Origin of the sequence: Aliivibrio fischeri ATCC 7744 = JCM 18803 = DSM 507, assembly GCF_023983475.1 — a bacterium.
Classification (GTDB): domain Bacteria; phylum Pseudomonadota; class Gammaproteobacteria; order Enterobacterales; family Vibrionaceae; genus Aliivibrio; species Aliivibrio fischeri.
This window is the reverse complement of sequence record NZ_CP092712.1, coordinates 727,982-743,166: the sequence shown is the minus strand read 5'-3', so window position 1 is coordinate 743,166 and position 15,185 is coordinate 727,982. Positions and strand designations below refer to the sequence as shown.

Below are 15,185 nucleotides of genomic sequence, written 5' to 3'. Positions count from 1 at the left end.
AATACGTACTGATATCTCTATAATTTATAGGTATCATCGATAATCGTAACGGGTTCAAACGTTTTACCCGACTTCATTGCCGCTTTTGTTTCTTTCTTTATCTCTTCATCAATCCAGAACGTACTGAAGGTTTGAGCAAAACCCCAACCATGAAACAGATAACCGGTCTGCTTAGTGGCCATTTGCTCTGGTAACTTCATCCAACGCCAAAAACCAGCGCGAGCGTAAGGCACCATATAACCAGGAACAATAACATTCGCATCGGCAATCACTTGTTGGATCTCACGAGAAAGCGCCCGTTTTTTCTCAATATCGAATTCACTTTTAAATGAATCGATCAACCCATCTAGTTCTGGGGATGTGAAGTTGGTGAAATGATTGGTTTGTGGTTTATTGGCATTATCTGAATGGAAATACTCCCAATAGGCAGGAATGTCGCCTGTGCCCATATTATGGAAAGAAATATCGTGTTTTTTCTCAAGTACGTATTTAAACATACTAGAGCCATCAATCAGATTAAGTTCAAAATCTAAACCCGCTAATTTTGCCTGTTCTTTTAATACCGCAACTCGAGGAGTGAATGACTGCTGTGAATAGGTAACCGCAAAACTCAAGCGTTCCCCTTTATCATTGATACGGATACCGTCAGAGCCTACTTTGCTAAACCCTGCCTTTTCAAAATACTCAATGGCTTTTTTAGCATCAAACTTAGGCGCTTTTATGTCGGTATTATCGTAACCCGGGTGACCAAAGCCCATACCATTTGGTTTACGTGAATAATCATTACGTAAAACCTTAGCAATCATCATGTCAAAGTCGGTCGCAAACATAATGCCTTTACGAACATTAATATCATCTAGCATTGGTTTTGCCGTATTCAGCCAAAGTCCCCCGGCTCCAACCGCAGCTTGGTTATATACCCATGCTTTTTGTATGTAGCCATTCTGATAATTTTTACCATCCGATTTCTCATGCCACAAATCAGGTCGCACTAAATCAAACGAATCTAAATTGCCTTTTTCAAAATGTTTAAGGGCAATATCCGCATCACGGATCACTTTAATATTAATTTTTTCGACATTAAAACGGTGTTGATTGTATTTATTTTCATAACCCCACCAATCCTCACCGACGTGTTTAAACGCAATGTTTTTGCCTTTTTTAATCTTGTCGATGTAATAAGGCCCAGTCACCGGCTCTGGTTTGAAGTTGTATTTACGAACAAACTTATCATCAATACCGTCGTTATTTTTATCGACTTTCGGCTTGCCATAAAAATGGGCTGGACGTGGCATTAAGTTTGTATATTCAATTAATTCATCTCGGTTACGGGCTTTTGCAGAAACGACCGCTATCGTATGTTTATCAAAAGAGATCACATCTGCAATTTCATTGGTAAAAAAGTCGTTATACCAAGGAGCAACAATATCTTTTGAACGCATTAATTTAAGCATAAACTGATAGTCGTCGGCTGTTACCGGTTTGCCATCACTCCATGTTGCTTTAGGGTTTAACTTAAAATAAACGGTTTTATTATCATCACCAAACGCCCAAGATTGCGCTAATCCTGGCAACCATTCATTGGTGTTTGGGTGTTTCATTAATGGCGGTAAGTTGGCTTGTAATATCCACGAACGAAAGGTGCCATTAGAGTCCGGCCCTACCGTTCGAAACGTTTGAGGAAAGCTCAATGCATAGGTTCGAAACGTCCCACCAAAGGTCGCTTTTGGTGATGCAAATGTCGGTGCTGAATCATTCGTTTCCCACTCTAGATTGTTGGGTAAATCAGCAGATAACGTTTGAAAGCTGAATAATGCAGCGATTGATACCGCTAATGTTGTCAGTCCTTTTTTCATCATCGATTCCTTTCTTATTATTTTCGATTGGTATTAAACATATCTCGTGTGTTTTTTCGGATCGAACGCCTCACGGATCCCTTCCCCAATAAACGTCACCATAATTAATACGGTGACAATTGCCGTAACAACAGAGCTCGCTATCCATGGTGAATCTAAATTTGATTTACCTTGTTGCAATAGTTCTCCCCAACTTGGTGTCGGTGGCATTAAACCTAGTCCCAAATAATCCAAAGCAGTAAGAGCAGTGATATTGGCGACAATGGTAAATGGCGCTAAGGTAACAATCATTACCATGGTATTTGGTAAGATATGGTGAAACAAAATTCGTGTATTTGATGCACCTAATGCTTTAGCGGCCATGACGTATTCCCGAGCTTTCTCTTTATAAGTCATGGTTCGCATATACCATGTCATCCCCATCCAGCCAAACATGACATTGATTAAGGTAAAAAGCATAAAACTTGGCTTCATGATGGAGACTAAAATCATGATGACATATAAGAAAGGCACCATAGACCAAATTTCGATAAAACGTTGAAAAAACAAATCAAACTTCCCACCAAAGAACCCCATTGCACAACCAACAGAAACACCGATGGCGTAAGATATTGCCAAGGTAATTAAAGCAAAGCCCATAGCAATCCGAAAGCCATAAACCAAGCGAGACACAATATCTCGACCAATCGTATCGGTGCCTAAATAATGTTGTCCTTCAAAACTGGGCTCAGTAGGAGGAAAATCCCCTGAAAAATCCTGTTCATAAGGGTTCCAAGGAATAATGGGCATGATAACGAAATTCCCTTTCCCCTCTTGTTCAAATTTAACTTTCAAATCTCGATAGTTGGTCTCATGGACATAATCAAGACCAAAGGTATTTCCCGGCTTCATATCTGTATAAGTTGGAAAATGCCATTCACCTTGATAACTCACCAATAAAGCACGGCTATTAACAAACATCTCTGCAAAAATAGAAAGAACCAATAAAGCCGATAAAATTAAGAATGACCAATAACCTCTTTTGATCCCTTTAAAACGTTGGATTTTCTTTTGCGTTAATGGACTTAAATTGAATGATAATGTCATAACTAGGCTCCAAAATTCACGCGTGGATCCACCACAGCAACACACACATCAGACAAAATATTGCCTATCATTAACATCATGGCATTAATCGCAAACAACCCCATCACCACAGGGTAATCACGCTCCATAATGGCTTCGTATCCAAGCAATCCAATGCCATCAATATTAAAAATAACCTCAATTAAGAATGATCCCGTCATAAAGAACATTAACGAATTACCAAAATGACTCGCAACAGGAATTAAGCTATTACGCAATGCGTGTTTACGAACCGCTTTTCTAAATGGCAACCCTTTAGCAATCGCGGTACGAACATAATCAGACGCTAAGTTCTCCATTAAATTATTTTTCATCGTCATGGTAAGTAGTGCAAAGTCACCGATCAAATAACAAAATAGAGGAAGAATGGCATGCCACATGATGTCTTTGATCTGTTCAAACGCACCAAAATCATCAAAGTCATCACTAATAAAACCGCCCATTGGAAACCACTCTAATTGATAACTAAACAAGCTAATCAAAAAGACCCCAATGACATAACCGGGTAAAGCAAAACCAACAAAGATGGCAATTGACGAGGTTGAATCTAAGATAGAACCATGTTTTAGCGCTTTTAAGTAGCCAAGCGGAATGGATATGAGATAACTGAGCAAAAACGTCATCCCTCCATAAAAGAGAGAAACAGGTAAACGTTCGGCTATCATGTCCCAAACAGGTTCATAATAACGAGTGGACTCACCCAAATCTAAAACAACCAACTTAGTTAACCAATCATAATACGCTTCAAACACCGGCTTATCTAAGCCATAAAAAGCATTCAGTTCTTCAATCTGCTCTTCCGATAAGGCGTTATTACCATCGGTAACACTGCTTGTGCCGCCCGTTTCTGAAGCACCCTGCATTTGTAGACTTAGCAGCATACGCTCTACTGGCCCACCCGGAACAAATCGAGTAAGAGCAAAAATAAGTAAAGTAATACCGATAAAGGTAGGAACAACTAATAAAAGTCGCCTAAGTAGGTAAGATATCATCCGTGACAGTACTCCATGTCCTTCGACAAACTCCGTTGTCGTTATACGAGTTAGGCTATATTTCTAGCCCAAACTGTATTTATTTTTATAATAATTTTATTAAGTTAGTTCAATAGTTAAGTAACTACAAAGACAACCATTGATAATGTAATTGAGTTAACAGTTTGCAGAATAGCGCGGGGATTAGAAAGTAAAAGGCGAGTTTTTGACACAATTGTTATGAAAGTGTCACAAATTAAACCTCATTGGATTAAATTATCTACTGATAAAAAGAGAGTTTTTAAACGAGGTTGTTACTGAAAAGGAATTTCACTTAAATGAGAAAGTATATCTTGTTGTTGTTCATCCGTAAGTAGATCCCACGTGTTAACCGTTTCATCTACAGGAGCTTTTTGATGGCATAATGCTTTCGGTTGCTCTTTGTCTAAAAGCAAACTCTTACCTTTATCAAGCTTATTCATAACGACCACCTTCATCTGTAATCCTTAATCAGATCACTTAAAATCCATCTATATACTCAACTCTAGGTAAATTTGCCTAATAAAGATACACTTTTCTCATCTTAAAAATAAGACAGAAAGAAAAAGTCCGCTAACATATTCATTGTTAACACATAAAAAAAACGCCCACAGATTTCTCTATAGGCGTTTCATTTATATTCTCTTTAACGAATCTAGCTAAGCAGACAAGAACTTTGGTACATCCGCAACACTATCAAGAACTGTTGTTGCTAATGCTTCACCTTCTTCAGTTACTGGCTTACCAGTTCGAACTAAAATACGAGTACCAACACCAGCCGCTTGCGCTGCCATCATGTCTTCTTTCTTATCACCGATCATGATTGAATTTTCCATGTCGATATCTAAGAAACGTTGTGCAGAAACCAACATACCCGGATTTGGTTTACGGCAGTCACATGCTTCTTTGTATTTTTCAACAGTCGCTTCAGGGTGGTGAGGACAGTAATAAATACCATCAAAGTCAACGCCATTATCAGCAAAGTTCCAATCCATCCATTCAGTAAGGATTTCAAATTGATCTTCAGTGAACATACCGCGAGCAATACCTGACTGGTTAGTTACCAATACTAATAGGTAACCCATTTCTTTGAGTTTTTTCGTAGCCTCAAATACACCATCAATGTATTCAAAGTCATCGCGTTTATGAACATATCCGCGATCAACGTTGATCACGCCATCTCTATCAATAAATACCGCTGGTTTGGACAAGGTGACACCCTCTATGAATCAAATCGATTAATACTAAAAATTATCTCATGCTTTTTACTTATTGACACCTTATTTTATGCGTTTAGACGTCTAGACGTAAAAATATCTATTGACTTAAATCAGTATCCGAAATAGCATCAGTAAAACATAAAAAATGAGAGATTGCTCAGGTTTTGTAACCTTTGTTAACTATCTTTTTACGAAATGCAGTTCAAGGCGAATCATGATTGAAATAAACCGTGTTAATAAGATTTTTTATCAAGGAGCAAAGGAAATTAATGCTCTTAAAGATATTAATCTTCGTATTGCTCAAGGCACCATCTTTGGTGTGATTGGCTCATCGGGTGCAGGGAAAAGCACACTGATACGCTGTGTAAACATGCTAGAAAGACCAACTGATGGTGAAGTGATTGTCGATGGTGTAGATTTAACGAAACTCTCTTCTAGTGAGTTAAGTAAAGCTCGTCGTAATATTGGGATGATCTTCCAGCACTTTAACCTTTTAGCATCACGAACTGTATTTGATAACGTTGCTTTACCATTAGAGCTTGCTGGTAAATCAAAACAAGAAATTCAAAAGAAAGTAACTGAATTATTAGATTTAGTTGGCTTAGCAGATAAACACCATACTTATCCTGCAAACCTTAGTGGTGGTCAGAAACAACGTGTTGCTATCGCTCGTGCACTTTCAACGGATCCAAAAGTGTTACTGTGTGATGAAGCAACTAGCGCCCTTGATCCTGCAACAACAAAATCAATTCTAGAACTGATTAAAGATCTAAACCGTAAATTAAGCATTACTATTCTTATCATTACCCATGAAATGGAAGTGGTAAAAAACATCTGTCATGAAGTAGCAATTATCGGTGGTGGAGAATTGGTTGAGAAAGGAGCTGTTAGTGACATTTTTGCGCATCCAAAAACAGCACTAGCTCAAGAATTTATTCGTGCAACATTAGATCTATCAATCCCTGAAGATTTCAAAGCCCGTTTGAAAGATACTTATGCTGAAGGTAGTTACCCTCTTATTCGTTTAGAATTTACAGGCTCAACGGTTGATGCTCCTGTTATCAGTCAAATATCTCGCGAATTTGATATTGATATTAGTATCTTAAGCTCTGATATTGATTACGCTGGTGGTGTTAAATTTGGTTTAATGCTTGCTGAAGTATTTGGTAATCAAGAATCAACTCAAAAAGCAATTGAGTTCTTACGTAATCATCATGTAAAAGTAGAGGTGTTAGGTTATGTCGTTTGATGTGATTTCTGCATGGCTTGATTTAAACAGCAAGTTATTATTAAACGCAACTGGCGAAACCCTATATATGGTTGCGGTTGCTGGTATCGTTGGCTTTGCTATTGGTATCCCTCTTGGTGTTGTTCTTCATATCACTAAAAAAGGTGGTCTAATGGAAAACACCGCGTTTAATAGCGTACTTGGTGCGATTGTAAACGTAGGACGTTCTGTACCTTTCTTGGTTTTAATGGTTGCAATTATCCCTGTAACAAAACTGATTGTTGGTAGCTTTATTGGCACTACAGCAGCTATCGTTCCACTAACCATTGGGGCGATTCCATTTGTTGCTCGTTTAATTGAAGGTGCGTTAATCGAAGTACCAAGTGGTCTGGTTGAAGCGGCACAATCAATGGGCGCAACACCACTGCAAATCATTACAAAAGTACTGCTTCCAGAAGCACTACCAACTATTTTAAACTCAGTTACTATCACACTAGTCACACTAGTTAGCTATTCTGCAATGGCAGGTACTGTTGGCGGCGGTGGTTTAGGTGATGTTGCTATTCGATATGGTTTCCACCGTTATGATTTAACTATCATGGCAGTGACCGTTGTTATGCTGATTGTTTTGGTTCAAATCATTCAATCTGTTGGTGATGCTTTAGTTAAAAAAGTCGATCACCGTTAATTTTATTTAATATGGAATTCATTTTTAAGGAGTAAATAATGAAATTGAATCTGAAAAAACTGGCTGCTGTTGCTGGCCTAGCATCAACACTTATCCTTACGGGTTGTGGACAAGAAGAAGCAAAAGCAAAAACAAATTCAATTAAAGTAGGCGTAATGGCGGGTGCAGAAGCACAAGTTGCTGAAGTTGCAGCTAAAGTAGCAAAAGAACAATACGGTCTTGATGTTGAACTTGTTACTTTTACAGATTATGTAACACCAAACGCAGCATTGGATGATGGTTCTATTGACCTAAACGCATTCCAACACAAACCATACCTAGATCAACAAGTTGCTGATCGTGGTTACAAAATTGAAATTGCAGGTAACTCTTTTGTATACCCAATTGCTGGCTACTCTAAACAAGTAACATCAGTTGACCAAATTGAAGATGGCGCACGTATCGCCGTACCAAACGATCCAACCAACCTAGGTCGTTCTCTACTTCTTCTTCAACAACAAGGGTTAATTACTCTTCGTGAAGATGCAGGCCTTGCAGCAACGGTTCGTGATATTACGGCTAACCCTAAAAACATCACTATTGTTGAATTAGATGCAGCTCAATTGCCTCGTTCTCTTGATGATGTAGCGTTATCTGTAATCAACACAACTTACGCAAGTAGCATCAACCTAGTACCAGAAAAAGACGGTATTTTTGTAGAAGATAAAGAGTCTCCATACGTAAACCTAATCGTTGGCCGCACAGACAACGTAAACTCAGAAAACGTTAAAACATTTGTTAAAGCGTACCAATCTGAAGAAGTTTACCAAGCTGCTCTTAAAACATTCAAAGGTGGCGTAGTTAAAGGTTGGTAATCTCCTTCTTTTAACAAGTTATTCCACAAAAGGTTGACGTGAGAGCGTCAACCTTTTTTAATGCCTGAAGATATTAATAATGAAAAATGGCCTAATGACTTATCACATCGACCCTATTGGTTTTATTCAATCTCCTTACAAAGAAAAATTTGCGGTACCTCGTCAGCCTCGTTTGGCTCCGAGTGCTACATCAAGAATTAAACTCGTCGGTGAGGCTAATTCACCAGAAGCGATTCGTGGCATCGAACAATTCTCTCACCTATGGTTACTTTTTCTATTTGATCAAAACCTTGAAGCCGGCTGGAGACCAACAGTTCGTCCACCACGATTAGGTGGAAATGAACGTATTGGTGTGTTCGCTTCTCGTGCCACATTTCGTCCAAATGGCATTGGTATGTCTGCTGTTGAGTTAAAAGGAGTTATCCAGGAAGGGAATCAAACCTATTTAGAATTAGGCAGTGTCGATTTAGTTGATAACACGCCAATTATTGATATCAAACCTTATATCCCCTATTCAGATTCAATTCCCGATGCCCTTGGCGGCTTTGCCGATAAAGAACCCGATGTGTTAGATGTGTTTTTATCCATAGATGCACAAAAATCACTGAGTTCTCACCCACAAAGAAGAGAGATAGAGGCGGTGATCAAAGAAGTACTAGGACAAGATCCTCGTCCAGCTTATAAAAAAGGAAAAGTCGATAACAAAGAATACGCCGTAAATTTGTTTGATTTAAACGTAAAATTCCTTGTTGAAAGCAATTCTATTACAGTTACTGCAATTGATCGCTTTTGAGATCGCTTTAGGGCTGATATTATATAGGGCTTAATTTTAGATTTGAGCCCATTCTTAAGAGAACAGACTCTATACTAAGGTTGAACTCTCGGTTTAACTGTTTAAATCGAGCTATTCCAATATTCATAACTAACAAATGGATGAAAACATGCGCACTAGCAAATACCTTCTTTCAACACTGAAGGAGACTCCAAACGACGCAGAAGTAGTAAGCCACCAGCTTATGCTACGTGCAGGTATGATTCGTAGACTGGCTTCAGGTTTATATACTTGGCTACCTACTGGTCTACGTGTACTGCGTAAAGTCGAAAACATCGTTCGTCAAGAGATCGACAATGCAGGTGCAATCGAAACATTGATGCCCGTAGTTCAACCATTTGAACTTTGGGAAGAAACAGGCCGCTCAGAAAAAATGGGCCCTGAACTACTTCGTTTTACTGACCGTCATGTTCGTCCGTTTGTACTTAGTCCAACAGCTGAAGAAGTTATCACTAGCCTTGTTCGTAACGAAGTTAGCTCTTACAAACAACTTCCGCTAAACCTGTACCAAATTCAAACTAAATTCCGTGACGAACGTCGTCCACGTTTTGGCGTAATGCGTGCTCGTGAATTCTGCATGATGGATGCATACAGCTTTGATATCGACAAAGAAGGCCTGCAAAAGTCTTACGATGCAATGCACGATGCATACTGTAAAGCATTCGACCGTATGGGTCTTGAATACCGTCCAGTATTAGCTGACTCTGGTGCTATCGGTGGTAGTGGTTCTCAAGAGTTCCACGTACTTGCAGAAAGCGGTGAAGATTTGATCGCATTCTCAACAGAATCTGATTACGCAGCAAACATCGAAAAAGCAGAAGCAGTAGCACCAACAGCAGAACGTGCAGCTCCTACTCAAGAGATGACAACCGTTGATACACCAAACGCAAAAACGATTGCAGAATTAGTTGAGCAACACGGTATTGCGATTGAAAAAACAGTAAAAACACTGTTTGTTAAAGCGTCTGATGACGTTGATGCTGATATCATCGCACTTATCATCCGTGGTGATCACGAGCTTAACGAAGTTAAAGCTGAAAACCTTCCACAAGTTGCTTCTCCACTAGAAATGGCTGACGAAGCACAACTTCGTGATCTAATTGGTGCAGGCGCAGGTTCTCTTGGCCCTGTAGGTTTAGAACTACCATTCATCGTTGACCGTTCAGTTGCTGTAATGAGTGACTTTGGCACAGGTGCAAACATCGATGGTAAACACTTCTTTGGTGTTAACTGGGATCGTGATGTGCAACTAGGTCAAGTTGAAGATTTACGTAACGTAGTTGAAGGTGATCCAAGCCCATGTGGTAAAGGTACGCTACAACTTAAACGTGGTATCGAAGTTGGTCACATCTTCCAATTAGGTACTGCCTACTCAGAAGCGATGAATTGTGGCGTTCTAGATGCAAACGGTAAAAACGTAATTCTAGAAATGGGTTGTTATGGTATCGGTGTATCACGTGTTGTTGCATCAGCTATTGAACAAAACAACGACGAATACGGCATTGTATGGCCAGAAGCGATTGCACCATTTACGGTTGCTATCGTTCCTATGAACATGCACAAATCTGAGCGTGTTAAAGAAGCTGCTGAAAAACTGTATGCTGAATTAACAGCAATGGGTATCGAAGTTCTATTCGATGACCGTAAAGAACGCCCAGGTGTTATGTTTAAAGACATCGAACTTATCGGTATTCCACACACGATCGTTATCGGCGATCGTAGCATGGATGAAGGTAACTTCGAGTATAAGAACCGTCGTGCAAACACGAAAGAAGCGGTTGAAATGGCAAACATTGTTGAGCACATTAAAGCGCAATTAAGCTAATTTCACAAAATATTAAATACCAAAGGCTAAGTATATTTACTTAGCCTTTTTTATATCAATGAAATAATTTTACTTTCATTGATTTATTTCTTGATTACTTGAAATCTACTGATAAAATCCGCAGCAACAAAATTGCTCTCTATTTTTACCGTTGTTCTACGGCTTGCAATTTTTTATATACCGATGCGTTTAACTCTCTACTTGTTAATACCATCACACTCGATCTGATATTATTTATCATCAATCTATACGTATTTAGTGCTTTAATTGCTAATGAGTAATTACCTTTTTATTAAGGTGCTTTGTACTGCCTCAAATATAACCGAATCACAATCGTTATATTCGAATGATAAGTTTAGATCGCCACTTAATTTCTAATGCAGTTCGTAAATGCATTCTCTCATTTACCTGCACTACTTCTTTTATATTGGAAAAAAGTTGTGAATACATTACTGAATAAAATGAATAGAAAAAAAACACGTATTCTTTCTCTATTTATTTGTACCTTACTAACGATGACAAGCTTTGTTACGCTAGCGACAGCATCCCCTTCTAAATACCCAGAAACCTTAAAAGTTGCTCTTGGTAGCGAACCAACAACAGGATTTGATCCTATTCTTGGTTGGGGAAAATACGGTAATCCACTATTCCAATCAACTCTATTAAAAAGAGATAAGGACTTAAATTTTGTTGGCGATTTAGCAACGGAATGGCGTCTAACGAACAACAAATTAACTTGGATCGTCACCCTTCGTGATGATGTGCTTTTTAGTAACGGAGCACCGCTTACAGCTGAAGATGTTGCATTTACCTACAACCAAATCTTAGCTCAAGGCAGTACCCATGATTTAAGTGCATTAGAAATGGCCGAACCATTAACGCCAACCTCTGTTGCTTTTCATTTAAAGCGTTGTGATATTACCTTCTTAGATCGTTTATCTTCTATTGGTATCGTTCCAAAAAAATATTACCAACTACGTAGTGACAGTGCGATAAAGTACGGTTCCTTGCCTATGGGATCAGGCCCTTACATTCTCAATAAATGGGAAAAAGGCCAATACGTTAGTATGAGCTTAAATCCTTATTATTACGCTAAAAAACCTAAGTTTAATAACATCATTGCCGTGTTTGGAAACGAAGATTCTCGCTTTATTCAATTAAAAACACATCAACTTCACTTAAGCGTCATCCCACAACGTTACGCAAATCAAAGCATTGGCGATTACAAGCTATGGTCAGTACCAACGCTAGATAACCGTGGTATTGTTTGGCCGATGAATTATCATGAAGGATCAGATATGACGTTTGTAAGCTCTGATCCAGCAATACGTGAAGCATTCGAATGTCTTATAGATAAGCAATTAATCGTTGAAAAACTACTGGATGGTTATGCAACGCCAGCCTACTCAATTGCTGATAATATGCCGTGGGGGTTAGATACCTCCTCTATAATTCCAACGCCAATAAATTTAGCTCATATCGAAACACTGCTAAAACAAGCAGGATGGAGTGATACTAATAATAACGGCATTATCGATAAACAAGGCTATGAAGCCTCTTTTACTCTTCTTTATAAGGCTGGAGATAGCGTAAGAGAGCAACTGGCTTTAGCTATTAGCTCTATGGCAGATAAAATTGGCATAAAAGTGACGGTTAAAGGACTTGAGTGGAACGCCATTGCTCTCCAAATGACAACCACGCCTGTTCTTATGGGATTTGGCAGTCATTCAGCCAGTGAAGTGAATTATGTTTATCACTCTGATTTCGCACATACCGATTTCTACAACTCTGGTGGTTACAGTAACCCACAAGTCGATCTAGCTATTGATAACGCATTAAAAGCTGATACTTGGGATGAATCTATTCCTTTTTGGCAACAAGCTCAAAAACAAATACAACAAGATCGCCCTTGGACATGGTTAGTTAATATTAACCATCTATATATGGCTGACAAATGTTTGGATTTAGCGCAACCAATTACAGAACCTCATGATCACGGTTGGCCATTAACCGCAAATATCGAAGAGTGGCGTTGGCAGTGTCAATAAATACTCATCATCCTCGCATTGTTTGCTTTAGTATCACACGTTTACTACTGCAACTTTGCTTGGCTCTATTCATTATTAGTGTATTGATTGCGTTTCTCCCTATCGATCCTATTGCTCAATATTTTAATGGTAATGTGCTTGCCGTATTTGGCGAACAAAAAACGCAGTTAATAGAGCGGCTCGGATTAAATCAATCCATTCTTGAGCAAATAATGACATTTGGTCACGCCTTATTCTCTGGAGATCTAGGGTACTCTTACCATCGCCAAGAAGAAGTTAGCCAAATCATTTGGCAGCGCAGTCGTTACTCTATTATTTTAATGAGTAGCGCGAGTCTGCTTGCCTTAATTTTTGGTTACAGCATTGGGTTGTTTCTTGGATTAAAACCCAACACTATATTAAGTAAGATCATCACCCAATTAGCGTTAATGATTAACGCTATTCCAAGTTTTTGGATTGGCTTGATTCTAATTACAATCTTTGCAATTAAACTGGTCTGGTTGCCAATAGGAGGAATATCACCTATTGGAGTATCGCCAGAAACAATCTCTTTCTATGACAAAATACCTTATTTCATTTTGCCATTAACCACGTTAATTCTGGGTTTGATTGCTCCTATCATTTTACATACCAAAGAGAAAGTGATTGATGTTATCCAGAGCCAACATGTGCAATACGCTCGAATTCATGGGTTATCAACATTATCGGTTGTTCGTTTCCATCTATTAAGAAACACCTTAATACCGGCAATTGTTATTCAACTCGCGGGATTCTCTGAGTTATTTAGTGGTTCTGTCATTATTGAAACGGTGTTTAACTTTCCAGGTATAGGTCAAACCTTAGTGCAAGCAGGGTTAAGTGGTGATACTCCACTATTGTTCGGTATCACCTTATGTTGTGCTGTGTTTGTTTTTGTTGGTAATGCAACAGCATCACTATTGAGTAAACGACTCTCTTTATCGACATCGTTTTAATTTTAAAAGAGATATCCCATGCTTAAAAAGCACCTTCCTTTATTATTATTTTGCTTATTAATTTTGATTTCGATTACTTGGCAAAATAATGGCGAATCCATTGATTTATTCAATCGAAATATCGCCCCTAATGTACATGAATGGTTCGGCACCGATTGGCTTGGTCGAGATGTATTTAGCCGCACACTAAAAGCATTACTGTTTAGTCTTGCTATGGGAGGACTCTCTTCTATTTTATGTGCATTACTTTCATTGTGTTTCGCGCTAATTGGAAACATTAACAACACTTTCAATAACTTAATTAATCTTATGGTCGATGTATGGAGTTCACTCCCACATATCCTAGTGATGATCGTATTATCTGTGTTAGTTGGTGGGGGTTTTGAAGGATTAGTTATAGCAATTACATTAAGTCACTGGCCAAAGCTAACTCGCCTATTAAAAATTGAAATTGAACAACTTAGACAAAAACCATATGTCCTACATTCGTTATCATTTGGCTATTCAAAAATACACACTTATGCCGTACATATTACTCCGCATATTTTACCTCAAATGCTAATAGGTATGCTTATGCTATACCCCCAAGCCTTGGTTCATGGTGCTGGCCTCACTTTTTTAGGTTTTGGTATAGAACCCTCAACACCCTCTATGGGCGGTATGCTATCAGAAGCTAGCCAATACCTACTCAGTGGACAGTGGTGGCTCGCTCTATTTCCGGGGATTATGCTAGTAATAAGCTCATTGCTATTAATATCAATTGGAAAATCTTATGAAAAATCAAAGCAGCATAATGCTTGAATTAAAAGGCATAGAGATAAGATTAAAAACAAAGACAATACCTTTGTTTTCCAACCTATCATTATCTTTAAAACAAGGAGAAATACTCGGTATTATAGGATCAAGTGGCAGTGGAAAAAGCACATTAATTAATGCCATCATGCATGCACTGCCTTCTGAATTTGAACTATCCGGAAAAATCAATATAGCATCAGGGACACGGTTAGCTTTGGCTGCTCAAAGTCGTAATGCATTAAACCCTACGACCCAAATTGGCCGACAACTATCACAATTTATTCCGAAAAACTCATGGTTTACTCGTAAGAATAAAGACAAGGTCCATGAAGCATTAGCTCATGCACAATTGCCTTTTTCCGTGGCAGAGCTCTACCCACACCAATTATCTGGTGGAATGGCAAAGCGAGTACTTTCCGCGTTAGCTTTTATTCAGCAACCAGATATTTTAATTGCTGATGAACCAAGCTGTGGGATTAATGACGAATACAGCACTCCCCTCTTTCAACATTACCAGCATCTTGCTCATAAAGATGGAAAAACAGTCATTATCGTTAGTCATGATTTATCTCATATCATTGATATTGCCGATCATATATTGGTTCTAAAAAACAATAATGATGAAGATACCGCATCTATTGAACGCACTACGCCAAGTCATATTATCAATGGCGAAAGTAACGCATATAGCCAAGCATTGTGGCATGCACTACCAAAGAACTGGAATTAA

At 38.7% G+C, this 15,185-nt stretch carries 14 protein-coding genes; 9 read left to right on the top strand and 5 right to left on the bottom strand.

The annotated features are described in order from the left end of the window. Positions 1-17 precede the first annotated feature (17 nt). The 5 genes from AVFI_RS03525 to gmhB form a co-directional block, all read right to left on the bottom strand. Positions 18-1,856: an extracellular solute-binding protein gene (locus AVFI_RS03525; protein WP_188863807.1), complete on the bottom strand. Its 1,839-nt coding sequence runs from the start codon at positions 1,854-1,856 to the stop codon at positions 18-20. A 33-nt stretch (positions 1,857-1,889) separates the two neighbouring features. Then, the gene (locus AVFI_RS03520) at positions 1,890-2,942 is read right to left on the bottom strand and encodes an ABC transporter permease (RefSeq protein WP_065595539.1); all 1,053 of its coding nucleotides are present in this window, start codon (positions 2,940-2,942) and stop codon (positions 1,890-1,892) included. 2 nt (positions 2,943-2,944) lie between these two features. Next, positions 2,945-3,973 carry an ABC transporter permease subunit gene (locus AVFI_RS03515; RefSeq protein ID WP_054776034.1) on the bottom strand — a complete coding sequence of 343 codons (1,029 nt, stop codon included), beginning with the start codon at positions 3,971-3,973 and terminating at the stop codon, positions 2,945-2,947. A gap of 293 nt (positions 3,974-4,266) precedes the next feature. Then, positions 4,267-4,434: a hypothetical protein gene (locus AVFI_RS03510; protein WP_012533973.1), complete on the bottom strand. Its 168-nt coding sequence runs from the start codon at positions 4,432-4,434 to the stop codon at positions 4,267-4,269. A gap of 216 nt (positions 4,435-4,650) precedes the next feature. Further along, positions 4,651-5,202, bottom strand: a complete 552-nt coding sequence (gene gmhB / locus AVFI_RS03505) for a D-glycero-beta-D-manno-heptose 1,7-bisphosphate 7-phosphatase (protein WP_054776033.1) — start codon at positions 5,200-5,202, stop codon at positions 4,651-4,653. Positions 5,203-5,425: 223 nt separating this feature from the next. Between gmhB and metN the strand changes: the two genes are divergently transcribed. From metN to AVFI_RS03460, 9 genes are all read left to right on the top strand, one after another. Next, on the top strand, positions 5,426-6,460 hold the full coding sequence (metN, locus tag AVFI_RS03500; RefSeq protein WP_054776032.1) for a methionine ABC transporter ATP-binding protein MetN: 1,035 nt from the start codon (positions 5,426-5,428) through the stop codon (positions 6,458-6,460). Continuing rightward, on the top strand, positions 6,450-7,127 hold the full coding sequence (locus AVFI_RS03495; RefSeq protein ID WP_005418046.1) for a methionine ABC transporter permease: 678 nt from the start codon (positions 6,450-6,452) through the stop codon (positions 7,125-7,127). Before metN ends, AVFI_RS03495 begins: the two co-directional genes overlap by 11 nt. 38 nt (positions 7,128-7,165) lie before the next feature. Next, a complete protein-coding gene (locus AVFI_RS03490) occupies positions 7,166-7,981 on the top strand; it encodes a MetQ/NlpA family lipoprotein (protein WP_188863808.1) in 816 nt (271 codons plus the stop codon). A 79-nt stretch (positions 7,982-8,060) separates the two neighbouring features. Next, positions 8,061-8,774, top strand: a complete 714-nt coding sequence (tsaA, locus tag AVFI_RS03485) for a tRNA (N6-threonylcarbamoyladenosine(37)-N6)-methyltransferase TrmO (protein WP_005418043.1) — start codon at positions 8,061-8,063, stop codon at positions 8,772-8,774. A gap of 148 nt (positions 8,775-8,922) precedes the next feature. Continuing rightward, complete coding sequence (locus AVFI_RS03480; protein ID WP_012533021.1) at positions 8,923-10,638, top strand: proline--tRNA ligase; 1,716 nt, start codon at positions 8,923-8,925, stop codon at positions 10,636-10,638. A gap of 440 nt (positions 10,639-11,078) precedes the next feature. Then, on the top strand, positions 11,079-12,686 hold the full coding sequence (locus AVFI_RS03475; protein ID WP_236783588.1) for an ABC transporter substrate-binding protein: 1,608 nt from the start codon (positions 11,079-11,081) through the stop codon (positions 12,684-12,686). After that, the gene (locus tag AVFI_RS03470; protein ID WP_054776027.1) at positions 12,677-13,660 is read left to right on the top strand and encodes an ABC transporter permease; all 984 of its coding nucleotides are present in this window, start codon (positions 12,677-12,679) and stop codon (positions 13,658-13,660) included. The genes AVFI_RS03475 and AVFI_RS03470 overlap by 10 nt, the downstream gene beginning before the upstream one ends. Before the next feature lie 18 nt (positions 13,661-13,678). Next, positions 13,679-14,461 carry an ABC transporter permease gene (locus AVFI_RS03465; protein ID WP_005418038.1) on the top strand — a complete coding sequence of 261 codons (783 nt, stop codon included), beginning with the start codon at positions 13,679-13,681 and terminating at the stop codon, positions 14,459-14,461. Then, the gene (locus tag AVFI_RS03460; RefSeq protein WP_188863809.1) at positions 14,433-15,185 is read left to right on the top strand and encodes an ATP-binding cassette domain-containing protein; all 753 of its coding nucleotides are present in this window, start codon (positions 14,433-14,435) and stop codon (positions 15,183-15,185) included. The genes AVFI_RS03465 and AVFI_RS03460 overlap by 29 nt, the downstream gene beginning before the upstream one ends.